This window comes from Flavobacterium sp. TN-1 (assembly GCF_052828645.1).
Window position 1 is genome coordinate 1,234,097 of sequence record NZ_CM128253.1, and the last position, 24,094, is coordinate 1,258,190.

Genomic DNA, 24,094 nt, shown 5'->3' on the forward strand with positions numbered 1-24,094 from the left:
AAGTTAATTTATTGCCCCTTTATATTAAACGAATTGTGTATTTTTGACCCCTAAATAATCTATTTATGAGTATTACAAGACATAATTGGAGTAAAGAAGAAATTATTGAAATATACAATCAGCCATTGATGGACTTGCTTTATCAAGCAGCTACTATTCATAGAGAAAACCACGATCCTAATACGGTGCAAGTTTCAACACTTTTATCCATAAAAACGGGTGGATGTCCAGAGGATTGCGGATATTGTCCGCAGGCAGCACGTTATCATACAGATATTGAAGGAAATGACTTAATGACTGTTAATCAAGTGAAAGCACAAGCTTTAAGAGCAAAAGAATCAGGTTCTTCTAGAGTGTGTATGGGAGCTGCATGGAGAAATGTGAAAGATGGGCCAGAATTTGATCAAGTATTAGAAATGGTTCGTACAATCAATAAATTAGATATGGAAGTTTGCTGTACCCTAGGTATGCTTACCGAAAATCAAGCGCAACGATTAGCAGAAGCAGGCTTGTATGCTTATAATCATAATTTAGATACCTCTGAAGACTATTATAAAGAAGTGATTTCAACAAGAGGATTTGAAGATCGTATCAAAACAATTGAAAATGTACGCAAAACAAATGTAACCGTTTGTAGTGGTGGAATTATAGGAATGGGGGAAAGTATAGAAGATAGAGCAGGAATGCTAGTTGCTTTATCTACTCTTAATCCACAACCTGAATCAGTTCCAATTAATGCTTTGGTAGCGGTAGAAGGGACTCCTATGGAAAATGAAAAACCTGTTGAAATTTGGGAAATGATTAGAATGGTAGCTACAACCAGAATTGTTATGCCTGAAACACAAGTTCGTCTTTCAGCAGGTAGAACTCAAATGTCAAGAGAAGGTCAAGCAATGTGTTTTTTTGCAGGGGCAAACTCAATTTTTGCAGGAGATAAACTATTGACTACCCCTAATCCTGATGTAAATGAAGATATGAAAATGTTTGAATTACTAGGGTTAAACCCTCAAAAACCTTTTATTAAGCTAATGCAGCCTAAAACAGTAGAGGCATGTGATTCTGAATATCAATCTTTAGGAGAAAAACCAAAATGGTCTAGACCTGGACACCAAATAGAACGAAATTTAGCCGTTACAAATAAGAAATAAAAGAAAAGCTCCTAATTAAACTTTAGGAGCTTTTTTTATACTCTTTCTTAAAAAATAAAATGATAATAATATTGCTGAAAGAATTAAAATTAGTAAATGGTCATCTATTGGAAAAGTGCCAGGGGGAAGTGCTCTCTTTATTGGTGGAGGAGGAGCTGGCGCAATAGCAAAAATTGATTTTGTTGCTAATATTATAATCAATAGATAATTGTTGTATTGATTTTTTCTTCTCATATATCGTAAATATATGTAAAAAAAAAATAGTTGCAAATTTTTTTTTGCAACTAAGATAAATTAATTCTCTAAATTTTTAATTAGCTCCTTGATTTTGATTTCTAGCTCCTCTGCTAATTCAGGATTGTCTTTTATTAAAGATTTAACAGAATCTCGACCTTGACCCAGTTTTGTTTCCCCATAACTAAACCAAGATCCTGATTTTTTGATAACTTCAAATTCAACAGCTAAATCTAATATTTCGCCAGTTTTAGAGACACCTTCGCCATACATAATGTCAAATTCTGCCGTTTTAAAAGGAGGTGCTACTTTATTTTTAACTATTTTAACTTTGGTACGGTTACCCAATACGTTTTCTCCATCTTTGATCTGCGAAGAACGACGAATATCTAAGCGTACAGATGCGTAAAATTTTAGAGCATTTCCACCAGTCGTAGTTTCAGGATTTCCAAACATTACACCTATTTTATCGCGAAGCTGGTTGATGAAAAATACAGTACAATTCGTTTTGCTAATAGTTGCTGTTAATTTACGTAGGGCTTGTGACATCAAGCGGGCGTGTAATCCCATCTTAGAATCTCCCATGTCACCTTCAATTTCGCTTTTTGGAGTAAGTGCAGCAACAGAGTCTATTACTACAATATCTACAGCTCCAGATCGAATTAAGCTTTCCGCAATTTCCAAAGCTTGTTCACCATTGTCAGGTTGAGAAATAATAAGGTTGTCAATGTCAATGCCTAGTTTTTCTGCATAGAAGCGATCAAATGCGTGTTCAGCATCTATAAAAGCAGCAATTCCGCCTGCTTTTTGAGCTTCTGCAATTGCGTGTAATGTAAGGGTGGTTTTTCCCGATGATTCAGGTCCAAATATTTCTATAATACGCCCTTTAGGATAACCGCCAACACCTAATGCTAAATCTACTCCTAGAGATCCCGAAGAAATAACTTCTACTTCTTCTATTGCTTTGTCTCCCATTTTCATTACGGTACCTTTACCGTATGCCTTGTCTAATTTATCTAAAGTAAGTTGTAGAGCTTTTAGTTTTGCCTCTTTTTCTGAACTCATTTTTTTTGAATTTACAGGTGTTAAAATTATAATTGATTAACAATAGCTTCAGCAATTATTTTAAACTCTTCATCTGATAGTTTTACTTTATTTGTGAAGCGAGCATCGTCCATCATGTTTAATGGTATTAAATGTACGTGAGCATGTGGAACTTCTAATCCAATTACGGTCATTCCTACCCGTTTACATGGAATTGCTTTTTCAATTGCAATGGCCACTTTTTTCGAAAAGGACATTAAACCTAAATAAAGCTCATCATCCATTTCAAAAATTTTATTGATTTCTTTTTTAGGAATACAAAGGGTATGTCCTTTTGCATTTGGGTTTACATCTAAAAAAGCTAAATAATTTGCATCCTCTGCTATTTTGTAGCAAGGAATTTCACCGTTTATAATTTTTGTAAAAATTGAAGCCATACGAGTTTCTTTTAAATTAATCTCTACTGATTTCTAAAATCTCAAATTTTAAAACTCCATTAGGAACGTTAATTTCGGCAATTTCACCTACTGATTTTCCTAATAAACCTTTTCCTATAGGAGAAGTAACAGAAATTTTATTTTTCTTTAAATCAGCTTCGCTTTCGGCAACTAACTGGTACATTAATTCCATTCCGTTTGCTTGATTTTTAATTTTTACATTAGATAAAACCAGTACTTTAGATAGATCTAATTGTGACTCATCTATTAATCGCGCATTAGCATATAACTCTTCCATCTTAGCAATCTTCATTTCTAAAAGACCTTGTGCTTCCTTGGCTGCATCGTATTCGGCATTTTCTGATAAATCTCCCTTATCACGAGCTTCTGCAATAGCTTCAGACGCTTTTGGACGTTCTACAGATTTTAAATATTCTAATTCTTCTTTTAATTTTTTTAATCCTTCTGCTGTATAATAAGATACTTTACTCATAACATCATCATATTGTATAAATAGAAAAAATCCCATTGTAGCGGGATTTCTCGCAAAGATACTATTTTTTATTCAGTTAGTAATTTAATTGATTGATTCAACGTTATACAAATGTAAATAATTTAAATTTGTTGCGAAAAAAATCAAATAAAAAGCATGAAAAAATATTTTTTAATTATTATTTGCATTTTCGTTTTTGCTTGTGATAAAAATAATTCAGTTAATAATTCAAATCCTTATTTAACAAATAACAGCTTTTCAATTGATCTAAATCTTTTGCTTCCTTCCTATAATAAACTTAATTATCCAGGTGAACCTTTGATGATTACGATTCCTGGAGCTGGAATTCAAGGTGTTATTGTTATGAGAACTAGTGGGACAGGCGATTTTGTAGCTTGGGAAGCAAGTTGTCCTCTTCAGTATCCTACCAATTGTTCAAAACTAAATCTTAAAGGTATAATAGCACAGTGTGCCTGCGATAATAGCGAGTTTAGTTTGTATACAGGAGATGGAGGGAAACAATATCCTTTAAAAAGATATAATGTGGAAAATTTAAACGAAATAGTTAGAATTTATAATTAATTTTTTTTTACCACTTTTTTTTCGAAATTTGTATAATATGAACTCTATATTTGAAGATTTGTTAATTCATTTGAAATTTCTTATAAAAAGAAACCCTGAATGAGTTTGATGTGAGATTAGTTTTGATTATATAAAAGTCTTAATGTAATTTAAAAAAAGTTAAAAAAAATGGTCTAATTAATACATTTTATGCAATGCCTATATATCACAAATTAGGAAAAATTCCCCACAAACGTCATATTCAATTCCGTAAAGAAAATGGCGATTTATATTATGAACAACTTTTTGGGACTATTGGTTTTGATGGTATGTCAACCAATATGTATCATGAGTACAGACCAACAATGGTAAAAGAAATAAAAGAACCGTATTCTGTGGCACCTAAAATTGCAAAAGCCAACAATATACAGTCTTATCGTTTACGTGGTTTTCAAGTAGCCCCTCAAGATGATTTTTTAGAAAGTAGAAAAATTGTTTTAACAAATTCTGATTGTCATATTGTTCTAGCGGCTCCTAGAAAATCTACTACAGACTATTTTTATAAAAATACTGATTCTGATGAGGTTCTCTTTATACATAAAGGGACTGGTAAGTTAAGGACAATGTTAGGTAATCTAGATTTTAAATATGGAGATTATTTAGTCATTCCTAGAGGTACGATTTATAAAATAGATTTTGAAACAGAGGATAATAGATTATTTATTGTAGAATCCCGAAGACCTGTATATACTCCTAAGAGATATAGAAACTGGTTTGGACAACTTTTAGAGCATTCTCCTTTTTGTGAACGTGATATTCGTAAACCAGAAGAATTAGAAAGTTATAATGAAAAGGGAGACTTTTTGATTAAAATTAAAAAAAAGGACGAAATTTTTGATGTAGTTTATGCCTCACATCCATTCGATGTAGTAGGATATGATGGGTATAATTATCCGTATGCTTTTTCAATTCATGATTTTGAACCTATCACAGGACGTATACATTTACCGCCACCTATACATCAAACATTTGAAACAGATGCCTTTGTAATTTGTTCCTTCGTTCCGAGGTTGTATGATTACCATCCAGAATCAATTCCAGCACCCTATAATCATAGTAATATAGATTCTGATGAAGTATTATATTATGTTGATGGAGATTTTATGAGCCGTAATGATATAGAAGCAGGACATATATCGTTGCATCCAGCAGGTATTCCTCATGGTCCTCATCCAGGAGCGGCAGAAAGAAGTATTGGTAAAAAAGATACCTTAGAATTAGCTGTGATGGTTGATACTTTTAAACCTTTGAAAGTCACCGAAGAAGCTATGCAAATTGCAGATGATAAATATTATCAATCCTGGTTAGAATAAAAAAAAGTAAAAATATTCAATAGAAGCGTTATTATTTTATAAATTGTATGAAATTCAACCCTTCTTTTTTTAATAAAAAAATATGACACAAGAATTAAAATCCGTAGAATACGGTTTAGAAAAAATATTTGATGGAGCACAAGATTTTCTTCCTCTTTTAGGTACAGATTATGTAGAATTATATGTTGGAAACGCAAAACAAGCAGCTCATTTTTATAAAACAGCTTTTGGTTTTCAGTCATTAGCTTATGCAGGTTTAGAAACAGGAGTAAAAGACCGTGCATCTTACGTGTTAAAACAAGATAAAATTCGATTAGTATTAACAACAGCCCTTAATAGTGATTCGTCTATTGGAGAACATGTGAAAAAACATGGAGATGGAGTTAAAGTAATTGCTCTTTGGGTAGAAGATGCCCATTCTGCTTTCGAAGAAACTACAAAAAGAGGAGCAAAGGTTTATTTTGAACCAATTGTTGAAAAAGATGAAAATGGAGAAGTTGTAAGAGCAGGAATTTATGGCGCTTATGGGGAAACAGTTTTTGTTTTTGTAGAAAGAAAAAATTACAACGGAGTATTTATGCCAGGATATAATGAGTGGAAATCAGATTACAACCCAGAATCTGTAGGCTTAAAGTATATTGATCACATGGTTGGAAATACAGGTTGGAATCGCATGAATGAGGCAGTAAAATGGTTTGAGGATGTAATGGGATTTGTGAATTTCCTTTCTTTTGATGATAAACAAATTACGACTGAGTATTCCGCATTAATGTCTAAAGTTATGTCAAATGGAAATGGACGAATAAAATTTCCTATCAACGAGCCAGCTAATGGTAAAAAACGTTCCCAAATTGAGGAATATTTAGATTTTTATGAAGGTGAAGGAGTGCAACATATTGCGGTGGCAACGGATGATATAATTAAAACAGTGGCGGATATGCGTGCAAGAGGAGTAGAGTTTCTAACCACACCGCCACAAGCTTATTATGATGCAATACCAGAACGTTTAAAAGATCACATGACTAAGTTTAAAGAAGATATTAATGAGCTTCAAAAATTAGGAATTATGATTGATGCAGATGAAGAAGGGTATTTATTGCAAATATTTACTAGACCAGTTGAAGATCGTCCAACATTATTTTTTGAAATTATTCAAAGAATGGGGGCAAAAGGGTTTGGTGCAGGTAATTTTAAAGCCTTATTTGAATCTATTGAAAGAGAACAAATGCTGAGAGGAACTTTGTAAAAAAAAATAAAATATAATAGAGGCTGTCTAGTTTTTTTTGGCAGCCTCTATTATTATTAAAAATATTATAGAATACCTATCGGAGATGGTTTTTATATATTCGATTATTAGAAAGTGAGTTCAGATTTTAGGACACCTTCTCTATTTTTTAGATTGTTTAAAATGTTAAATTAATTACATCTTTAAATAAAAATCTTCAGTCAATCGAATATAATCCTCAGTGTAATTATGTCTTGAATTTTCGATTATTAATTCGTCTATTAAAGGATCTTGTTTAATACGTGTGAAAGCTATCAAGCTCCTTTTTACTTCAGATTTTGGAGTTCCCTTTACCCTTGTAATTCGTAAAGGATATAATGAGCGTTCTTGGCATAAACTTTTTATTTTATTTTCTTCTGAAAAAGGAACTATAAGAGCAAATATACCTTGGTCTGAAAGAAAAAAATCAGCAGCTTCAATTAATTCTTCAAATGGTAGAGAATCTTCAAAACGAGCTCGATCGCGTGCGTCTTTATTGCTTTTATAATCAGTAGTGTAAAAAGGAGGATTTGATACGATTAAATCGTATTCCTCATCTATTTCGTCTACAAATTCATCTAGCCCAGCATGGTAACAATATAGACGATCATACCAAGGTGATTGTTCAAAATTATCAACGCATTGTTCATAAGCGTTGTCATCAATTTCTATAGCATCTATCTGTTCCGCTTTTGATCTTTGTGCGAGCATAAGAGCTATTAGTCCTGTGCCAGTTCCTATGTCTAAAATAGAATAGGGATTGTTGAAAAGAGGTGTCCAAGCACCTAATAAAACGCCATCTGTGCCTACTTTCATAGCACAGCGATCCTGTTGAATGCTGAATTTTTTAAACTGAAACATAACTAAATATAGTGTAAAAGTGCTTGCTTGGAAAAATTGCAGTCTTGTTATTTCGATTAGAAACAGATTTTGTAATACAATAACTTAATTTTCTTATTACTAAAGTGTAAATTAAGGAGCAAGTTTTTTTTCTTTTAATAAGGTGTCTTTTGAGTAAAATTACTTTAAATAGAGATCAACCAAACCCTCTGGGGTGTTTAAAGTGATGCTTTTTTCATTTCGGTTTAGTGTTACTATGAATTCATCAATCATAGGTATCAAAATTTCAATCCCTTCTTTTTCTATTTCAAAAAGAGGCTGAGCAGCACTATCATTAATAGCTACTATATTGCCAATGTAGCCAAGACGTTGATCTAGAACTTGATATCCTATTACCTCATGATAGTAAAATTTATTACCTTCTAAAGGAGGGAGCATGGATAAAGGGAGATAAACTTCTTTTCCTATTATTTCGTCAGCTTCCTCTTCTGAATTTACATCTTCAAATTTTACCTTTAAAAAAGTACTTTTGTGGAGTTGTGTTTTTTCTATAAAAAAAGGAACCAAGTCTTTGTTGTTTGCAACAAAGACTGACTCCAATTCTTCATACATTTCGGGTTCATCCGTATCTAAATAGATCAAGACTTCTCCCTTGAAACTAAATTTTTTAGCGATTTTACCCAAATAGAAACAATCATCTTTACGCATATATCGCCAATTATAATTAAGCTTCTGTTTCTTCGTTGTTAGTTTCTTCTACAACTGGTGCTTCTTCAGCTGCCGCTGTTTCTTTAGCTGCCTCAGCTTGTGCTGCTATACGTTTTTCGTTAGCCTCTTTTTCAGCTTTTAAAGCATCAGCTTTAGCATCAGCTTTAGATTTAGCTAAGCCATCTTTTTTAGCATTTACTTTAGCTGCTTTTTCTTCTATCCAAGCTGTGAATTTAGCTTCCGCTTGTTCAGGAGTTAAAGCACCTTTACGAACACCACCTTCTAAATGGTGTTTTAATAAAGCACCTTTGTAAGAAAGAATTGCTCTAGCAGTGTCAGTAGGCTGAGCACCATTGAATAACCACGTTACTGCTTTTTCAACATTTAAGTCAATAGTTGCAGGGTTAGTGTTTGGATTGTAAGTTCCTATTTTATCTAAGAATTTACCATCTCTTTTTGAGCGTGAATCCGCCGCTACAATCCAGTAAAAAGGTTTTCCTTTTTTACCATGTCTTTGTAATCTAATTCTAACTGGCATAATTAATTGGATTAAATTGAGGTTCCCGACCTCGGTTATTTGAGGGTGCAAATATACAGATTATTTTGATTTTTAATGATCTAAATGATATTTTGTTTTCTTTTTCAAATAGGAATAATGTATATTGGGGCAATATCTGTTATTTTTGTGTTTTATAAAATTGAAAATGAGAAATATTACATGTCTTTTTTTGGTCTCATTGTTAGGCGTTTCTTGTCAAAATGATGTTACATTTAATAATGAAGCATTTCAGGTTGTTATTGGCAATAGTTTATGGAAAGCTAATAGTAAAAGTGCTAAAATAAATGCTTCAGGAGGGTTAATTCTAGAAGGGAGTTCATCTACTCATAGTTTAAAGATTCAACTTAATGATAGTCAAGTGGGGACTTACCCACTAGGAATAATTAACGGAAGCGGAGTTCTTACTTATAGAGGAATTAATCAAAATTCAGAAAGTTTTTCAACAGTAACGGCTAGAGGACCCGTTAGTGAAATGGAAATTATAAAACGAGGGACTGGCTATCTTAATGCTAAAATAGTAAGTGTTTCGGGTGGATCAGGTACAGGACTAAAGGTGAATGTTAATGTTGATCCACAAGGAATGATTTCTGAAGTTACTTTGGCTAATTCAGGTAAAGATTATAAGGGAGGTGATTTAGTTGTCGTAAATGGAGGTAATAATGATGCTCAACTTAAAATTACTCGCACGGCTAATACCGGAGGTCAAGTTGTTATTACTGAAAATACAGGTACAACTGTTTCTGGAACTTTTGTGTTTACAGCATTTAATTCTGATTCAGGAATCGTTATAGGTGGGAGAGAAGGTGTTTTTTATAAAATACCTATTTCAAAATAAAAAGCTAAATAAATAGATGGACTGTTGGTTTGATTTGTAATGTATTTGATAGTTAGTGTTTTAAAACAAAAATATATTTTTGTTTAGTGTTTTTTTAATGAATTGTTTTTATAAATCGTTTTTTAGAATATATTTGCTGATAAATAACATTTGTTAGTGATTTTTTTTGTAATATCACAACTGATTGTTTTGGGTTTTCCAAAATATATAATTAACCTAATTATTAAAGAAATGATTAAAAAATTTATGTTACTAGGAGCAGTAGCTCTTTCATTAGCAACTAATGCTCAGGATTCAAAAAGAGGGTTTTATTTAAAAGCGGGAGGTTCTTATTTTCTTCAAACTGTTGGAACTGAATTTCCTGTTGTAAGCGGTTTGGCTGCAACAAATGAAACAACGTTAATAACTGTTGGAGGTACTGGTGTTTCATCAAGTTTAGTTTCTAAAGAATCTATAACAGGTTCTTTTGGTGAGGGTTCAAGAACTAATCTTATTGGAGGATTTCGCTTTTCAGAACGTTTTGGAGTTGAAATGGGAGTACATTACTATATGAGTGCTTCTAAAACTATGGCTGAAAGACATGTGTCGATTAAAACACCTGTTTCATCTATTGGTGATTTTGATGCTGTTGTAAGTGGTAAAATTAGAGCGTTAGATTTATCACCTTCGGTTGTGTTGTACTTAGGAGAAGTAAATAAGTTTGAACCTTATACTAAAGTAGGGGTTATCATTCCTGTATTTGGTGATTTAACAATAAAATCTACTACAAAGTCTACTATATCGCCACTTTATGCTTCAAATCCAGCTTTCTCTAAATATAGAAATTCAGAAAGAACAGATGTGGTAAAGCCTAATCCTACGCTTGGTTTTATGGCTTCTCTTGGAACTTCATATAAAATAGCTCCAAAATTATCTGCTTATGCTGAAATTGAATACAGAAATTTTACTGTACATGGAAAAACAAAAGAAACTACAGAATATAGAGTAGAAGGGGTAAATCAATTGCCTAATTTACCTTATTCGGAATCTCATACAAATTACGTTAATCAGTTAAATACAACTTCTAATAGTTTAGAAACAAATCAAACTGGTTTTGATTCCTCAAAACCTAAAGATGAACTAAGTTCGTATGTAGGTATTAGTGGTATTGGTTTGTCATTAGGAATGCGTTATAATTTCTAGTAATCTTATATGTTAGATGCTTAAAGAGGGATAAAAGTTTGAGAACTTGTTTTGATCAAAAGGAAATTCGAGTGAATTATAACAGTTAAAGTAAAATAGCACATACAATATATCTATCCTTTTGATGAAAGGAAAAGTGCTAAATTAGATGTTAATAGATTGCTTTTTATATACCCACTTTATTCTCTATTTGTTTTAGTTATAGAGCTATTTTAATTATTAATATTGAAGTGTATTTGTAATTGAAATAAAGTAGTAAATTTGTCTAACAATTAAAAAGATATAACATGGCATTAGCAATTACAGATGCTACATTTGATGAGGTAGTATTACAATCAGACAAACCTGTTTTAGTGGATTTTTGGGCGGCTTGGTGTGGACCTTGTCGTATGGTAGGTCCCGTTATTGATGAAATTGCAACAGAATATGAAGGAAAAGCAGTAATAGGTAAGGTAGATGTCGATGCCAATCAAGAATTTGCTGCAAAGTACGGTGTTCGCAATATTCCTACTGTTTTGATTTTTCAAAATGGGGAAGTAGTGGGACGTCAGGTAGGTGTAGCTCCTAAAGATACTTATGCTAAAGCAATTGATGCCTTATTGTAATAAAATATAAGAAAAACTTAAAAGGTCTAACATTTGTTAGGCCTTTTTTTATGTCATATTCTGTATATTTGAGTTATGAATTTAGAATCTCAAATTAAAACTATTTCTAGCTTTCAACATCTAGAACTTTTGGCTAATCAAATTGTAGAAGGCTTTATTTCAGGGATGCATAAGTCACCCTTTCATGGTTTTTCAGCTGAATTTGCTGAACACAAAATATATAATTCGGGAGAAAGTACAAAACATATTGATTGGAAATTATATGCTAAAACAGATCGTTTATATACTAAGCGATATGAAGAAGAAACCAATTTGCGTTGTCATCTGATTGTTGATAATTCTTCTTCCATGTATTATCCATTGCTTAAAAAAGAACAAATGTTTTATGAAAATAAGATCGGTTTTTCTGTTTTGGCATCAGCTGTTTTAATGAATTTGTTAAAAAGACAACGAGATGCCGTGGGTTTAAGTATTTATTCAGATCATTACGAATATTATGCGCCAGAAAAAGGAAGTGAACGTCATCACAGGATGTTGTTGAATCAATTAGATAAGCTTTTGAAGGATAAACCTGCTTATAAAAAAACAGACACTATCACATACTTACATCAGATAGCCGAAAAGTTGCATAAGCGTTCTATGGTAATACTTTTTACAGATATGTTTCAGTTAGAAGATGAAGAGCGTTTGTTTAAAGCATTGCAACATTTAAAATATAATAAACATAAAGTAGTGGTTTTTCATGTAGTAGATTATAAAACAGAATTTAATTTACATTTTGATAATCAACCACGCAAATTTGTGGATTTAGAAACTAATGAAGAAGTAAATTTGTTTGGAGACGGATTAAGTAGTCGATATCAGGAAATGATGACTTCTTATTTTGAAAGGATAGCCAATACTTGTTCATTGTATAAAATTAAATATGTGCCCGTTTCAATTGAAGGAAAATTTGAAAAAATAATGACATCTTATCTCATTGAAAAACAAGGTTTTATTTGATTTTGTTTAAAAAAAATAAAAAAAAATATTTTTTTTCCTTGCAAAACAAAAAAACAGTCGTATATTTGCACCGCAATAACGCACAAGGTTTGGTAGTTCAGTTGGTTAGAATACATGCCTGTCACGCATGGGGTCGCGGGTTCGAGTCCCGTCCAGACCGCGAAAATTGGGAAAATTATTAGAAGCGCTCTTCGGAGCGCTTTTTTGCCCAAAAAAAGATTTTAAAATTAGTTGTGTTGTTTAGTTCCGAGTAAAATCGGAATGGTTTAGTAGTTAGACCAATGAAAAGCTTTCCGTTTAGGGGAGCTTTTTTTATTTTCAATGTCTTTGGTTAAGAAGTTAAGAAAACGTTGTGGCGTTTTGAAAACTTTTTAAATTTCTTCGCAACTTTTCGTCTCAATTCAAAATAATGTTAATTTGTAAGTAAAGTAAAAAACAAATTATCTTTTAAAATAGTATTTTTGTATTCAAATTTTATAGAAATGTTTAGAAGTCATACTTGCGGCGAATTAAATACGTCACATATCAATACAGAAGTTACCCTTGCAGGATGGGTTCAGAAATCACGTGATAAAGGTTTTATGATATGGGTTGATTTGCGTGATCGTTACGGAATTACTCAGTTGATTTTTGACGAAAGTCGTACTGATAAAAAAGTAATGGAATTAGCTAAAACTTTAGGTCGTGAATTTGTAGTTCAAGTAAAAGGAACTGTAATAGAACGCGAGTCAAAAAATTCAAATATAGCTACGGGTGATATAGAGATTTTAGTAAAAGAATTAATTGTTTTAAATCAAGCACAATTGCCGCCTTTTACTATTGAGGACGAGACAGACGGAGGAGAAGAATTACGTATGAAATATCGTTATCTAGATATTCGTCGTAATCCAGTAAAAAATAGTTTATTATTCCGTCATCGTGTGGCTATGGAAGTAAGAAATTATCTTTCCAATCAAGGCTTTTGTGAAGTAGAAACACCTTATCTAATAAAGTCAACTCCAGAAGGAGCTAGAGACTTTGTGGTGCCTTCACGTATGAATCCTGGGCAATTTTATGCGTTGCCACAATCACCACAAACATTCAAACAATTGTTGATGGTAGGAGGTATGGATAAATACTTTCAAATTGTAAAATGTTTCCGTGATGAGGATTTGCGTGCTGATCGTCAACCTGAGTTTACTCAAATTGATTGTGAAATGGCGTTTGTTGAACAAGAAGATATTTTAAATATGTTCGAGGGCTTAACACGTCATTTGTTAAAAGAAGTAAAAGGAATAGAAGTAGATAAATTCCCTAGAATTACTTATGATTATGCGATGAAAACCTATGGTAATGATAAACCAGATATTCGTTTTGGGATGAAGTTTGGAGAGTTAAATACGGTGGCGCAACATAAAGAATTTGGTGTTTTTAATTCAGCTGAGTTAGTAGTAGGTATTGCTGTACCAGGTGGTGCTTCCTTTACACGTAAGGAAATTGATGCTTGGATTGAGTGGATAAAACGCCCACAAGTAGGAGCTTCGGGAATGGTATACTGTAAATGCGAAACAGATGGTTCTTTCAAATCATCAGTAGATAAATTTTACGATCAAGAAGACTTAAATAAATGGGCAGAGATAACTAATGCTAATGCAGGAGATATTATCTTTGTTTTATCTGGACCAGCTAATAAAACACGTACACAATTAAGTGCTTTGCGTATGGAGTTAGCTAACCAAATGGGATTACGTAAACCCAATGAGTTTGCTCCGTTATGGGTAGTTGATTTTCCTTTGTTAGAATGGGATGAAGAAAGTGGTCGTTATCATGCAATGCACCATCCGTTTACATCACCAAAACCAGAGGATGTTCATTTAATAGGAATAGAACCAGGAAAAATTAGAGCGAATGCCTATGATATGGTATTAAACGGAAATGAAATCGGAGGAGGTTCAATACGTATTCATGATAAAGATTTGCAAGCAAAAATGTTTGAACTTCTTGGGTTTTCAAAAGAAGAAGCAGAAAATCAATTTGGATTCTTAATGAATGCCTTTCAATATGGCGCACCACCACACGGAGGGTTGGCTTTTGGATTGGATCGCTTAGTGGCTATTTTAGGAGGTCAAGAAATTATTCGTGACTTTATTGCTTTTCCTAAAAATAATTCAGGTAGAGATGTTATGATTGATGCCCCTTCAGTTTTAGATTTGAAACAATTAAACGAACTGTTTATTGCTTCGATAACTGAATAATCATATAATTTTTATAAATTTGATGCAAGAGGGTGTCTGAAAAGGTTGAGATGATATAATGACCTTTTTGGGCAGCCCTTTTTTAATTTTTAAAAGATGAAAATGAGAATAACCTCCCTAGTGGTAGTTTTATTATGTACTGCAAATTCTTTTGCTCAAGATAAAAAAACAATAACTAAAATCACTGAATTTCTAAAAAAACGAGAAATTGAATTAGTGAAAAAATATGGTTCAAGTTCCGAATATGAAAAAGAGCAAAGAGGAAAAAGAAAATTTATTTTGCGTGAAATTGATTTGAATAATGATAAGAAAAAGGATTATTTTGTATTCTTTAATAACTCCTGTGGAAATGGCGGTTGTGATGCCTTAATCTTAGATTCAAACTTAAAAATAAAAGGAGATTTCTCTTTGGTTGAAACGCCTGTAATAGCAAAAGCCAAAATTGTAAATGGATGGAAGGTACTTAATATAAGTTCAACAGGAATGCGTGAAGTAATTTTTAATAAACAAAAGAAAGCTTATCCTCAAGAAGGTATAGCCAATCTTAAATTTATTCGATACAAAAAAGAAAAAGGAGACGAGATAATTATTGAGCAACCTAAAAGTACTTGGAAAGAAATGAAATCTTATTTGTATTAAGATATGAAAAACCTCTTGTTTACACTTTTAAATCAGCACCAGTTGTTTGAAAAAACTTTACTGTTGAAAAGAAACGAATATTTGGTTGTAAATGGGAGTATTGATACTAATATTTATTTTGTGAAAGACGGAAGCCTGAAAATTTCCGTCTTCAATACAGAAGAACAGATTATTCGTTTTGGTTATAAGGGTGATTTTATTACTTGTTTAGATAGTTTTTTTTCTGATAAACCAACTGTTTTTTCGATTCAAGCTATAAAAAAAACTATAGTTCTAAAAGTAAATAAAAATAAATTCAAGGCATTAATGTATGCTAATATAGAAACTTTAAAGGTTTGGAATGAGGTGTTAGAAGACTTAATTTTACAACAGTTAGAACGAGAAATGGATTTACTTACGGTTTCTGCTAAAGAACGATTAGAGCGTATTCAACTACGTAATCCACTAGTGTTTCAGGAAATTCCTCATAAACTTATCGCAAATTATCTTCGTATGTCACCCGAAACATTATCAAGATTGAAAAGTCTTGATATGTATCAAGAAAATTTAAAATAATAAAAAGGAAATTTGTAGTAATTATCATTGCTATGAAAACAACTACACAAATTTTGCTAAGTGAATTAAAGAAACAAGTGCAAACTCATATTGATTATGTAACTACCCTAAAAGAAGAGAACTTAGGTTTTTTACAATACCGAAGTTCATCTACTTCTTGGAATATTTTAGAATGTATAGAACATTTGAATCTTTATGGTGATTATTATTTGCCAGAAATAGAAAAAGTCATTTCTAAAAGTAAATTTAGACCTAAAATTTATTATACATCAGGTTGGTTAGGAGATTATTTTGCAAAGAGCATGCTGTTGGGTGCTAAAACAAGTAAAATGAAAACATTTAAGGATAAAAATCCTCTAAAAATACCTTTGGACAAAACAACAATTGACAGATTTTTAAATCAACAAAAACAATTGCTAGATCTATTAAAGAAAGCGGAAAGTATAGATCTTGAGAAGGAAAAAATAAAGATAAGTATTGCTCGTTGTTTGAGTATACAATTAGGAGATAGCTTTCGTTTTATAATTAATCATGATGAACGCCATATTGTTCAGTGTCAAAAAATAATCCATAAACTTTTGAATATAAGACTTTGATATCTCGACAAAAAGTCTATCTTTGATAATTATTAATTTTTTATTTTTTTAGAATGCTAACAGGCAAAGTGAAATTTTTTGTAGAGTCTAAAGGTTTTGGATTCATTACAAACGACGAAACTGGATCAGACATCTTCGTTCACATTACTGCAACAGGTGGTAAAGAACTTAAAGAAGGACAAAAAGTTTCGTACAACGAAGAAGACGGACGTAAAGGTAAAGTAGCTACTAACGTAGTTGTTATCGAATAATATATATTATTTTAGATTACCGGAATGTTACACCGCTCCTTTTATGGGGCGGTTTTTTATTCCTTTTATGAATGGTTAAATATTTTATCGTTTTTTAGAATTACCTCTTTTTTTTAAAAAAATCTCTGATTAAACGTGTACACTCATCTTTCATGATTCCTGTAACCACTTCAGTTTTAGGGTGTAATTTAGTTCCCATAACTCTGTAACCTCTTTGTTCATCAGATGCACCATATACAATTTTTGAAATCTGACTCCAATATAATGCTCCTGCACACATTTGACAAGGTTCTAGAGTAACGTACAGAGTGCATCCTTTTAAGTATTTTCCGCCTAAAAAATTGGCAGAAGCAGTTATGGCTTGCATTTCAGCATGTGCAGTTACATCATTGAGCATTTCTGTCAAATTGTGGCTTCGAGCTATTACTCGATTATCTATTACAATTATAGCTCCTACAGGAATTTCGCCTTCTTGAAAAGCCATTTCGGCTTCTTGTAAGGCTTTTTTCATAAAATATTCGTCTGTAAAAATGTTTTCCATAAGAGCAAATTTACAATTTTGTAATGATCTCTGTCCGTAATAACCCTTAATTCTGGTTGTTATGTTTGAAATACTCATACCTATAACTACTTTATCTATTTATAATAAAAATTAAAATCTAATAATGCCCTTAAAAACAAGAATCTTTTATCTGTTCTGTATGAAATTAATAATTGATTTTAGGTATAAAAGATACCAGAGATTTAATGTTGCTTCCTTTTAATCATTATCATAAAATTTATGATTATTTTGTGTTAATTGCATGGTTTTAATGATTTTTTATGATTGTCTTAAAAATAAATTAGGTTAGAATTACTAAGAAAAAGTACTTAAGATATAAGAGATGATACTTTATAAAATCTAGAATAATAAATAGTTTTGATTAATTTTGCTTATTATGGAAAGTACAATTTTAGACTCGATAAATTCTCCAAGCGATTTAAGAAAAATAGAAATTCTGCAATTACCTTTATTAGCAAAAGAATTGCGTGATTTTATTATAACAATCATTTCTCAAAAAGAAGGTCATTTAGGGGCAAGTTTAGGCGTAATTGAGTTGACAATTGCTTTGCATTATGTTTTTAATACCCCTAAAGATTTGTTGGTTTGGGATGTAGGACACCAAGCCTATGGACATAAGATTTTAACAGGTAGAAGAGAGGTGTTTCATACAAATCGAGATTTAGGAGGTATTTCAGGATTTCCCAAACGTTCTGAAAGTGAATTCGATGCTTTTGGAGTAGGTCATTCCTCTACATCTATTTCTGCTGTTTTAGGTATGGCAATAGCTTCAAAGCTTATGGGTAATTTAGATAAACACCATATAGCCGTTATAGGAGATGCTTCTATAGCTTCAGGAATGGCTTTTGAAGCGCTTAATCATGCGGGTGATACAGATGCTAATATTTTAGTTATACTTAATGATAATGCCATAGGAATTGATCCAAGTGTAGGTGCTTTAAAAGACTATTTTACATCATTTAAAAACGGAAAACTACATACTGAAAATAATATTTTTAAAGCTTTAAATTTTGATTATTCAGGACCTATTGATGGCCATAATATAGATTTGTTAATTTCTGAATTTAAAAGATTAAAAGAAGTTAAAGGGCCTAAATTTCTTCATATAATTACAACTAAAGGAAAAGGGTTGAAACTAGCAGAAGAAAATCAAGTTAAATATCATGCTCCTGGTAAATTTGATCCAGAAACGGGCAAAATATACCCAAAAGAAGAAGAAAACTTACCATCAAAATTTCAAGATGTTTTCGGTGAAACTTTAGTAGAATTAGCACGAGATAATCATAAAATTGTAGGTGTAACACCCGCAATGCCATCAGGTAGTTCTATGAAATTTATGATGGAAACTTTTCCAGAACGTGCTTTTGATGTGGGAATTGCAGAGCAACATGCTGTAACCTTTTCTGCGGGTATGGCTACACAAGGAATGATTGTTTTTTGTAATATATATTCTACTTTTTTACAAAGAGCCTACGATCAAGTTATTCATGATGTAGCATTACAAAAATTGCCTGTTATTTTTTGTCTTGATAGAGCTGGTTTTGTTGGAGAAGATGGAGCTACTCATCATGGTTTATATGATATTGCTTATTTGAGTTGTATTCCAGAATTAATTGTTGCAGCACCGCTAAACGAAATTGAACTTCGTAATATGATGTATACTTTTCAAGTAGGTCTTAATACTCCTGTAAGTATTCGTTATCCTAGAGGTAGAGGGTTTATTAAAAAAGAAATATTTCCTTTTGAAAAGATAAAAATAGGAAAAGCAAAACGATTACGTAAAGGTAAAAATATAGCTATTTTATCTACAGGAACTATTGGTAATAATATGATGAAGGCTTTAGATGATTTAAAATCAGAACAATTTTCTCATTATCATTTTCCTTTTGTTAAACCTCTAGATGAGGTTGTTCTACATGAAATAGGTCAAAATTACAAACAAATTATTACTATTGAAGAAGGATGTATTAAAGGGGGTTTTGGTACTTTAATAAGTTCCTTTTTTACAGATCACGATTATTTAATTCCGATAAAAAGATTAGGAGTTCCCGATGAATTTATAGAGCAAGGGACTATTAATGAATTGCAAAAAATGTGTGGAATTGATGTGGTAGGATTAACAGTGTTGTTGAAACTATTTATGCTAGATAAAGAAGAAGTTTAAAAATAGGTAAAACTTCAACAAATAAAAAGAAACTGTCTAAGATTAAAGACAAAATCTTTTGTTTTAACCTTTTAGACAGTTCTTTTAGTTTAATAAAAGAAGAGGGATCTTATGATTTTAAATACATTTTTTATGGTTTTAGATTCAATTTATTCTAAAAGTATTTTTTTGCTAAAGTTTATATTTTGATTTTTTAAGGTTAGAATATAAAATCCTTTTTGTAAAGAGTTTAAATCTATTGTTTCTAACTGATTTATTTTATTCATTTCTTCATAATAAACAATTCGTCCGTTAATATCACTAACTTTTAATATTGAATTATTAATAGTTCTATCGAAAGAAATGTTTATTAATCCTTTTGATGGATTTGGATAAATATTAATTAGGTCATTTGAGATGAAATCTTCGTTATTTAGTAGAATGTCAGGAGGTAAGTCTGTGTGTAAAGAAGTTGGATTATCTTTTATACCTGCAACCCCTGTGTTGCTTACTCCTGAAGAAGCACTATTGCCTACACCTCTTCTAGCAAAAACTCTCCATATCAATTCGTAATTTTGACCACCAGTGGCCGCTTTATCTGCAGTTAAAATAGCATCTCTGCCTGTTATAAAACTAGGTGAACAGCCATCTATTTTGATGGCATCTAATACGATTTTCATTATTTTATTGTTTCCGCCTGTACCGTTGTAAATATTATTATCAAAACCATATTTATTAATATAAGCCCATGTTAGATCCCATAAAATTGAAGCCCAAACAGTTCCAATAGCATGAGAGTTAATTTTTTCTGTTTTATCAATTGGGTCTAAATACCACATTTTATTTAGATCTGCGTATGTATAAGGATTAATATTCATATCTGTTGTATAAGGGTATTTTCTGATGCTTTTGCCGTTAATTGGTTGATTACGAGTAAAAGTTCCGAGGCTTTTTTTGTCGCTACCTTTATCTCCTTCCTTTATTTGCATCATTAGCCAAAACCAGTCAGACCAGCCTTCTCCCATTTGTTCTGAGCTATTTAAACAATTGCCTGAAAGTCTTGAAGAAATTCCATGACCGTATTCATGTGCAATAATTCCGTTATCAAAATCGCCGTCAGCATAGATGTAGTTTTTGTTTTCAAGAATTGTGTGAATATTGCTTTCTGTTGTTAATACTCGAATTAATTCATCTCCATCTGCCTTTGATAAACCTATAACAGGAATTTTAACGGCTGTATCACCTCCCCCAAGATCTAGGGAATCCAGAGAGTTGTTTACTACTATTAATGCTTTTGCTCCAGCATTTTGGGCTGCAATTGCTTTTGAAGAAAAACTACAATTGCCTCGTCTGACCACAGCAATTTTATCAGTTATGGTATTGGTTGTGGCTGAGCATCCATCATTTATATCAGGATTTGTTCCATCAGGATTTGCAGTATCGCTAAATAAGACAAGTTCACCAGACATATCATTGGGATTTATAGGTAATTCAATATGTCCTGATGTAAAATCATTATCCATAGCACTGTATATTTTACCTAATAATGATCCGGTGGTTATTTGTACTTTGATAGGAACGGGATGTTGCCATAAATACATTTGCATTTTAGGGTTTTGTCCATCAGAGGGTGTAGAAAAGTTAGCATTGTTGTAATTAGGAGAACTGCTTTGAGAAGCATCTTGTGATTGTGCTAAAACATAATCTCCTTGTAGTCCTCCACGATTGTAATTTTTATCTTGAAAGTTTTTGTTTGTTTCATCAAAACCATATTGATACCATAAATCATGCATGATATTGTTCATGTAAAAAAGATTTGTATTAGCGGCATCTATTTCATTTATAGGAGAAGTTGATAATCCAGAATAAGGATACTCAAAAGTTAAATTTGGATAGGAACCCGAAGATGAATAGGTGTAACTTTTAATAGAGGTGATAGGAGGATCTAAGTTCTTTGTGTCGGAATAAGCAAATACATTATTACCTTTTGTATAGTTAAATGTAGTAGAGTCTGTTGTATTGCCAATAATAGAATTATTATTGTGCCATCCGTTGGGAGAAGCAGCAAGACTAAGTGGGGCTAATGCGGTAGTTGATTCAGGATTTGTAACAATTGTTCTACCTTCTATATTAGTAGGAAAAGCTTCTCTATAATGATTAGGGCTTTCGTAGTTCCAAGGTGTAACTTTGTAGTTTGTGGTATTAGGTGATAATAAGCCTGATTTTGATAAGTTTTCTTTTTTAAATAAAAAGGATTGATTGTTTGTTGTATAATCATGTTCTTTCTGAAAGGTACATTTTAAAGTTTTATTTCTTTTTTCAATAATGTTGCCTGTTTCGGCATCTATAAAAATATTCCATAAATCTTTTTCACCACTATCAGAGTAATATTCAAAGAAGTAAGTGAGTTTTAACTCATTTTTGTCGGTTAAAAAATAGACTAATTCTCCGTTTATATCCTTTTCTTTTTTAATTTTATTTTCTAACCTAAATTTGTTGTTTTCAAGTTTACTAAATATATGTTCTGATATAATATCATTAGTTGATACTAAAGCTTTTGTTAAGGCAGTGTTTACATCTATTTTTTGAACCCTTTTTTTTTCGTTGTCTGGAAATTCTGGAATAGTTTTTAATTTGCCTGAAACTTTTCCTGTGTTATCAATTATAAAATTAGAGTCAATATTATAAATAGGTATACCATTTTGTGTTTGTTTTACGTGACAAACCGTATTATTATTGGTTGTTATAAACTCATCTGATATGATTAAATTATCAATATCATGTTGATTCATTTTGATTTTAGAGGTGTTTCCTTTTAAGTGGTTTTTTATTAGATCAATGTTGTTTTGACTAAATGTAATTATTGTAAATAAGGATAATAAAAAGGAAATTTTTTTTATCATAATTTAATGTATTTGATTAAGCATGAAGTATTTTTTTTGTAACTAAGTTATTTAGTTTTTTGTAGAAATCATTTTATTGTATAGTAGAGCATTTCCATCAGTGAGCATAGAAATGAAATGACAAATATGTAATAGACGTTCATAGAGGCTTTCTTTTTCTATATTGTGTTTTTCGGGTAGAATTTTTAATAGAAGCTTATCAAAATTAGTTTCGTTGCCTTCAAATTTATTGTTATATGCCGTGATGAACTTGTCTAATAAATTATTGATGATTTGATAACCGTTTATTTCTTTTTCAATGACTTCTTTACTTTGGTAAATATTTTTTATGCTAAGATTAATGATGTCATTCATTTGTGCTTTGTATTTTGATTTTTCTGTCAGAGCATAAGGAAATTTGCCTTGAAGAATTAATTCTTCATTTTCAATAAAAACAGTAACAGCATCATTTATTAGACTGCCTATTGCTAGTGCTCTCAAATAGCTGATTCGGTCTTCTTTTGTGGTTAATGCGTTGTATTTTGAAGTGTCTATGGAATCTTTTACTAGTTTAATTAAATATTCTAGAGCATAGTCTTCAGAGACTAGACCTAGGTTGATCCCGTCTTCAAAATCTATGATGGTATAACAAATATCATCGGCAGCTTCAACAAGATATGCCAGAGGATGACGTTCATATTTTATATCACTTTCTAATTTGTTAGGAATTAATCCTAATTCTTCTGCTATTTCTTTAAAAAAGATTTTATCTTGTTGAAAGAAGCCGTACTTTTTATCCGATATATTGGAAGTTGGTCTTTTTGGAAGGCTTTCTTTAGGATATTTCATAAAGGAACCTAAAGTAGCGTAAGTTAGTCTTAACCCGCCTTCTACTCCTGGACGGGAACTCGTTAAGACAGAGAAACCATTTGCATTTCCTTCAAAATCTATTAGATCTTGCCATTCTTTTGAGGTTAGTTGATTTTTGAATTTTTGTCCATTACCAATAGAAAAATATTCGCCGATGGCTTTTTCCCCTGAATGTCCAAAAGGAGGATTTCCTATATCATGGGCTAAAGCTGCTGCTGCTACAATAGCTCCAAAATCATTAGCTTGATACCCATGTATTTCCTGTAGATAAGGGTATTTTTCAAGTATTTTTTTACCGACTAAACGACCCAAGGAACGTCCTACAACCGAAACTTCAAGACTATGAGTTAATCGTGTGTGTACAAAATCAGTTTTGGATAATGGAATAACTTGAGTTTTATCTTGTAAACTTCTAAAGGCTGCCGAAAATATTACGCGATCATAATCAACTTCAAAACCTAGTCTTGTTTCATCTTGTTCTTTGCGTAATCGTTTGCTAGTATCACCTTGTCGTTTTAAAGATAAAAGTTGTTCCCAGTTCATCATTGGAATTTAGATTTTAGAGTGGTCGAATATAGTAAAATTACTTTTTTTAGTATAGTGTTATTTGTTTTTTAATTTTGTTGAATACACCTAAGATTTTTTCATGCAAATACTGTTTTTTATACCTATGTATTGTCCAAAATTTGGTATTGTATAATAGCCTAATTTTTTATACAATGAAATGGCATTTTTAAGCTTAGGAGAGGTTTCTAAAATGAACTTTTGATAACCGTATTCATTTGCCCATTTTTCAATTTCATTTAAAAGAAGTGTGGCTATTCCTTTTTTACGTTGATCTGGATGAACAAACATTCTTTTTATTTCTGCTGTTTCTTGATTGTATTCTTTAAAACCACCACAACCTACTGCTTGTCCATTTTTGTAAATTACTAAAACATGTGCTAAATATTTATTGTTGTAATGAGCAAAAAAATCTTTCTGATCACCATCAATATCTGTTAAATATTCATCAAATAAATGTGTTAAGTATTTGAAATCAAGATTGTCAGATGTTGTACGGATTAGTTTCATTTA

The 24,094-nt window shown here is 31.6% G+C and carries 25 protein-coding genes and 1 tRNA gene; 15 read left to right on the forward strand and 11 right to left on the reverse strand.

Translation table 11 applies throughout. The annotated features are described in order from the left end of the window. The first annotated feature begins 65 nt into the window (after window positions 1–65). Window positions 66–1,148, forward strand: a complete 1,083-nt coding sequence (bioB, locus tag ACUXZJ_RS05270) for a biotin synthase BioB (protein WP_060383498.1) — start codon at window positions 66–68, stop codon at window positions 1,146–1,148. A 15-nt stretch (window positions 1,149–1,163) separates the two neighbouring features. On the opposite strand, the gene ACUXZJ_RS05275 is transcribed toward bioB, so the two are convergent. Genes ACUXZJ_RS05275 through greA form a run of 4 tightly spaced genes read right to left on the reverse strand, consistent with a single transcriptional unit; the run spans window position 1,164 to window position 3,356 of the window. After that, a complete protein-coding gene (locus tag ACUXZJ_RS05275; RefSeq protein ID WP_060383497.1) occupies window positions 1,164–1,382 on the reverse strand; it encodes a hypothetical protein in 219 nt (72 codons plus the stop codon). A 60-nt stretch (window positions 1,383–1,442) separates the two neighbouring features. After that, the gene (gene recA, locus ACUXZJ_RS05280; protein ID WP_014166107.1) at window positions 1,443–2,447 is read right to left on the reverse strand and encodes a recombinase RecA; all 1,005 of its coding nucleotides are present in this window, start codon (window positions 2,445–2,447) and stop codon (window positions 1,443–1,445) included. 26 nt (window positions 2,448–2,473) lie between these two features. Further along, on the reverse strand, window positions 2,474–2,863 hold the full coding sequence (locus tag ACUXZJ_RS05285; RefSeq protein ID WP_060383496.1) for an HIT family protein: 390 nt from the start codon (window positions 2,861–2,863) through the stop codon (window positions 2,474–2,476). 16 nt (window positions 2,864–2,879) lie between these two features. Then, on the reverse strand, window positions 2,880–3,356 hold the full coding sequence (gene greA, locus ACUXZJ_RS05290) for a transcription elongation factor GreA (RefSeq protein WP_060383901.1): 477 nt from the start codon (window positions 3,354–3,356) through the stop codon (window positions 2,880–2,882). Between the two features lie 156 nt (window positions 3,357–3,512). Here greA and ACUXZJ_RS05295 point away from each other — a divergent pair, with 156 nt between their 5' ends. From ACUXZJ_RS05295 to hppD, 3 genes are all read left to right on the forward strand, one after another. Next, window positions 3,513–3,938 (forward strand): hypothetical protein, encoded by a 426-nt coding sequence (locus ACUXZJ_RS05295; RefSeq protein WP_060383495.1) that lies wholly within the window; start codon window positions 3,513–3,515, stop codon window positions 3,936–3,938. A 194-nt stretch (window positions 3,939–4,132) separates the two neighbouring features. Further along, window positions 4,133–5,290: a homogentisate 1,2-dioxygenase gene (locus ACUXZJ_RS05300; protein ID WP_060383494.1), complete on the forward strand. Its 1,158-nt coding sequence runs from the start codon at window positions 4,133–4,135 to the stop codon at window positions 5,288–5,290. Between the two features lie 82 nt (window positions 5,291–5,372). Continuing rightward, window positions 5,373–6,536: a 4-hydroxyphenylpyruvate dioxygenase gene (gene hppD, locus ACUXZJ_RS05305; protein WP_060383493.1), complete on the forward strand. Its 1,164-nt coding sequence runs from the start codon at window positions 5,373–5,375 to the stop codon at window positions 6,534–6,536. Between the two features lie 174 nt (window positions 6,537–6,710). Here hppD and ACUXZJ_RS05310 read toward each other — a convergent pair whose 3' ends face one another. The 3 genes from ACUXZJ_RS05310 to ACUXZJ_RS05320 all read right to left on the reverse strand — a co-directional run bounded on the left by ACUXZJ_RS05310 (window position 6,711) and on the right by ACUXZJ_RS05320 (window position 8,640). Continuing rightward, entirely contained in the window at window positions 6,711–7,415 is a 705-nt protein-coding gene (locus tag ACUXZJ_RS05310) for a tRNA1(Val) (adenine(37)-N6)-methyltransferase (protein WP_060383492.1), read from the reverse strand. A 159-nt stretch (window positions 7,416–7,574) separates the two neighbouring features. After that, entirely contained in the window at window positions 7,575–8,102 is a 528-nt protein-coding gene (rimM, locus tag ACUXZJ_RS05315; RefSeq protein ID WP_060383491.1) for a ribosome maturation factor RimM, read from the reverse strand. 16 nt (window positions 8,103–8,118) lie between these two features. After that, entirely contained in the window at window positions 8,119–8,640 is a 522-nt protein-coding gene (locus tag ACUXZJ_RS05320) for a 30S ribosomal protein S16 (RefSeq protein WP_060383490.1), read from the reverse strand. A 166-nt stretch (window positions 8,641–8,806) separates the two neighbouring features. Between ACUXZJ_RS05320 and ACUXZJ_RS05325 the strand changes: the two genes are divergently transcribed. The 10 genes from ACUXZJ_RS05325 to ACUXZJ_RS05370 all read left to right on the forward strand — a co-directional run bounded on the left by ACUXZJ_RS05325 (window position 8,807) and on the right by ACUXZJ_RS05370 (window position 16,560). Continuing rightward, entirely contained in the window at window positions 8,807–9,496 is a 690-nt protein-coding gene (locus tag ACUXZJ_RS05325) for a DUF6252 family protein (protein ID WP_060383489.1), read from the forward strand. A 231-nt stretch (window positions 9,497–9,727) separates the two neighbouring features. Further along, window positions 9,728–10,678, forward strand: a complete 951-nt coding sequence (locus ACUXZJ_RS05330) for an outer membrane beta-barrel protein (RefSeq protein WP_063744174.1) — start codon at window positions 9,728–9,730, stop codon at window positions 10,676–10,678. A gap of 287 nt (window positions 10,679–10,965) precedes the next feature. Then, a complete protein-coding gene (gene trxA / locus ACUXZJ_RS05335; protein ID WP_014166118.1) occupies window positions 10,966–11,283 on the forward strand; it encodes a thioredoxin in 318 nt (105 codons plus the stop codon). 75 nt (window positions 11,284–11,358) lie between these two features. Further along, a complete protein-coding gene (locus ACUXZJ_RS05340) occupies window positions 11,359–12,285 on the forward strand; it encodes a DUF58 domain-containing protein (protein ID WP_063743607.1) in 927 nt (308 codons plus the stop codon). Between the two features lie 86 nt (window positions 12,286–12,371). After that, window positions 12,372–12,445 (forward strand) — tRNA-Asp (locus tag ACUXZJ_RS05345). A gap of 322 nt (window positions 12,446–12,767) precedes the next feature. After that, the gene (gene aspS / locus ACUXZJ_RS05350; protein ID WP_063743608.1) at window positions 12,768–14,519 is read left to right on the forward strand and encodes an aspartate--tRNA ligase; all 1,752 of its coding nucleotides are present in this window, start codon (window positions 12,768–12,770) and stop codon (window positions 14,517–14,519) included. Window positions 14,520–14,615: 96 nt separating this feature from the next. Further along, entirely contained in the window at window positions 14,616–15,158 is a 543-nt protein-coding gene (locus ACUXZJ_RS05355; RefSeq protein WP_060383486.1) for a hypothetical protein, read from the forward strand. Between the two features lie 63 nt (window positions 15,159–15,221). Beyond that, on the forward strand, window positions 15,222–15,713 hold the full coding sequence (locus ACUXZJ_RS05360; protein WP_317043966.1) for a Crp/Fnr family transcriptional regulator: 492 nt from the start codon (window positions 15,222–15,224) through the stop codon (window positions 15,711–15,713). Between the two features lie 32 nt (window positions 15,714–15,745). After that, entirely contained in the window at window positions 15,746–16,309 is a 564-nt protein-coding gene (locus ACUXZJ_RS05365; protein ID WP_063743609.1) for a DinB family protein, read from the forward strand. Between the two features lie 53 nt (window positions 16,310–16,362). Then, on the forward strand, window positions 16,363–16,560 hold the full coding sequence (locus tag ACUXZJ_RS05370) for a cold-shock protein (RefSeq protein WP_014166123.1): 198 nt from the start codon (window positions 16,363–16,365) through the stop codon (window positions 16,558–16,560). A gap of 100 nt (window positions 16,561–16,660) precedes the next feature. Here ACUXZJ_RS05370 and ACUXZJ_RS05375 read toward each other — a convergent pair whose 3' ends face one another. Then, on the reverse strand, window positions 16,661–17,101 hold the full coding sequence (locus ACUXZJ_RS05375; RefSeq protein ID WP_060383899.1) for a nucleoside deaminase: 441 nt from the start codon (window positions 17,099–17,101) through the stop codon (window positions 16,661–16,663). A 397-nt stretch (window positions 17,102–17,498) separates the two neighbouring features. On the opposite strand from ACUXZJ_RS05375, the gene ACUXZJ_RS05380 reads away from it, so the two are divergent. After that, window positions 17,499–19,286: a 1-deoxy-D-xylulose-5-phosphate synthase gene (locus tag ACUXZJ_RS05380; protein WP_060383483.1), complete on the forward strand. Its 1,788-nt coding sequence runs from the start codon at window positions 17,499–17,501 to the stop codon at window positions 19,284–19,286. A 149-nt stretch (window positions 19,287–19,435) separates the two neighbouring features. Here the strand turns inward: ACUXZJ_RS05380 and ACUXZJ_RS05385 are convergent, their stop codons facing one another. The 3 genes from ACUXZJ_RS05385 to ACUXZJ_RS05395 form a co-directional block, all read right to left on the reverse strand. Next, window positions 19,436–22,168 (reverse strand): M36 family metallopeptidase, encoded by a 2,733-nt coding sequence (locus tag ACUXZJ_RS05385; RefSeq protein WP_063743610.1) that lies wholly within the window; start codon window positions 22,166–22,168, stop codon window positions 19,436–19,438. A gap of 51 nt (window positions 22,169–22,219) precedes the next feature. Then, window positions 22,220–23,560 carry a deoxyguanosinetriphosphate triphosphohydrolase gene (locus ACUXZJ_RS05390; RefSeq protein WP_060383481.1) on the reverse strand — a complete coding sequence of 447 codons (1,341 nt, stop codon included), beginning with the start codon at window positions 23,558–23,560 and terminating at the stop codon, window positions 22,220–22,222. Between the two features lie 90 nt (window positions 23,561–23,650). After that, window positions 23,651–24,091 (reverse strand): GNAT family N-acetyltransferase, encoded by a 441-nt coding sequence (locus ACUXZJ_RS05395; protein WP_060383480.1) that lies wholly within the window; start codon window positions 24,089–24,091, stop codon window positions 23,651–23,653. Between the last annotated feature and the right edge of the window lie 3 nt (window positions 24,092–24,094).

Coding starts and splice junctions, on each gene's coding strand:
- bioB (WP_060383498.1), top strand. CDS start 66: ATGAGTATTACAAGACATAATTGGAGTAAAGAAGAAATTATTGAAATA.
- ACUXZJ_RS05275 (WP_060383497.1), bottom strand. CDS start 1,382: ATGAGAAGAAAAAATCAATACAACAATTATCTATTGATTATAATATTA.
- recA (WP_014166107.1), bottom strand. CDS start 2,447: ATGAGTTCAGAAAAAGAGGCAAAACTAAAAGCTCTACAACTTACTTTA.
- ACUXZJ_RS05285 (WP_060383496.1), bottom strand. CDS start 2,863: ATGGCTTCAATTTTTACAAAAATTATAAACGGTGAAATTCCTTGCTAC.
- greA (WP_060383901.1), bottom strand. CDS start 3,356: ATGAGTAAAGTATCTTATTATACAGCAGAAGGATTAAAAAAATTAAAA.
- ACUXZJ_RS05295 (WP_060383495.1), top strand. CDS start 3,513: ATGAAAAAATATTTTTTAATTATTATTTGCATTTTCGTTTTTGCTTGT.
- ACUXZJ_RS05300 (WP_060383494.1), top strand. CDS start 4,133: ATGCCTATATATCACAAATTAGGAAAAATTCCCCACAAACGTCATATT.
- hppD (WP_060383493.1), top strand. CDS start 5,373: ATGACACAAGAATTAAAATCCGTAGAATACGGTTTAGAAAAAATATTT.
- ACUXZJ_RS05310 (WP_060383492.1), bottom strand. CDS start 7,415: ATGTTTCAGTTTAAAAAATTCAGCATTCAACAGGATCGCTGTGCTATG.
- rimM (WP_060383491.1), bottom strand. CDS start 8,102: ATGCGTAAAGATGATTGTTTCTATTTGGGTAAAATCGCTAAAAAATTT.
- ACUXZJ_RS05320 (WP_060383490.1), bottom strand. CDS start 8,640: ATGCCAGTTAGAATTAGATTACAAAGACATGGTAAAAAAGGAAAACCT.
- ACUXZJ_RS05325 (WP_060383489.1), top strand. CDS start 8,807: ATGAGAAATATTACATGTCTTTTTTTGGTCTCATTGTTAGGCGTTTCT.
- ACUXZJ_RS05330 (WP_063744174.1), top strand. CDS start 9,728: ATGATTAAAAAATTTATGTTACTAGGAGCAGTAGCTCTTTCATTAGCA.
- trxA (WP_014166118.1), top strand. CDS start 10,966: ATGGCATTAGCAATTACAGATGCTACATTTGATGAGGTAGTATTACAA.
- ACUXZJ_RS05340 (WP_063743607.1), top strand. CDS start 11,359: ATGAATTTAGAATCTCAAATTAAAACTATTTCTAGCTTTCAACATCTA.
- aspS (WP_063743608.1), top strand. CDS start 12,768: ATGTTTAGAAGTCATACTTGCGGCGAATTAAATACGTCACATATCAAT.
- ACUXZJ_RS05355 (WP_060383486.1), top strand. CDS start 14,616: ATGAAAATGAGAATAACCTCCCTAGTGGTAGTTTTATTATGTACTGCA.
- ACUXZJ_RS05365 (WP_063743609.1), top strand. CDS start 15,746: ATGAAAACAACTACACAAATTTTGCTAAGTGAATTAAAGAAACAAGTG.
- ACUXZJ_RS05370 (WP_014166123.1), top strand. CDS start 16,363: ATGCTAACAGGCAAAGTGAAATTTTTTGTAGAGTCTAAAGGTTTTGGA.
- ACUXZJ_RS05375 (WP_060383899.1), bottom strand. CDS start 17,101: ATGGAAAACATTTTTACAGACGAATATTTTATGAAAAAAGCCTTACAA.
- ACUXZJ_RS05380 (WP_060383483.1), top strand. CDS start 17,499: ATGGAAAGTACAATTTTAGACTCGATAAATTCTCCAAGCGATTTAAGA.
- ACUXZJ_RS05385 (WP_063743610.1), bottom strand. CDS start 22,168: ATGATAAAAAAAATTTCCTTTTTATTATCCTTATTTACAATAATTACA.
- ACUXZJ_RS05390 (WP_060383481.1), bottom strand. CDS start 23,560: ATGAACTGGGAACAACTTTTATCTTTAAAACGACAAGGTGATACTAGC.
- ACUXZJ_RS05395 (WP_060383480.1), bottom strand. CDS start 24,091: ATGAAACTAATCCGTACAACATCTGACAATCTTGATTTCAAATACTTA.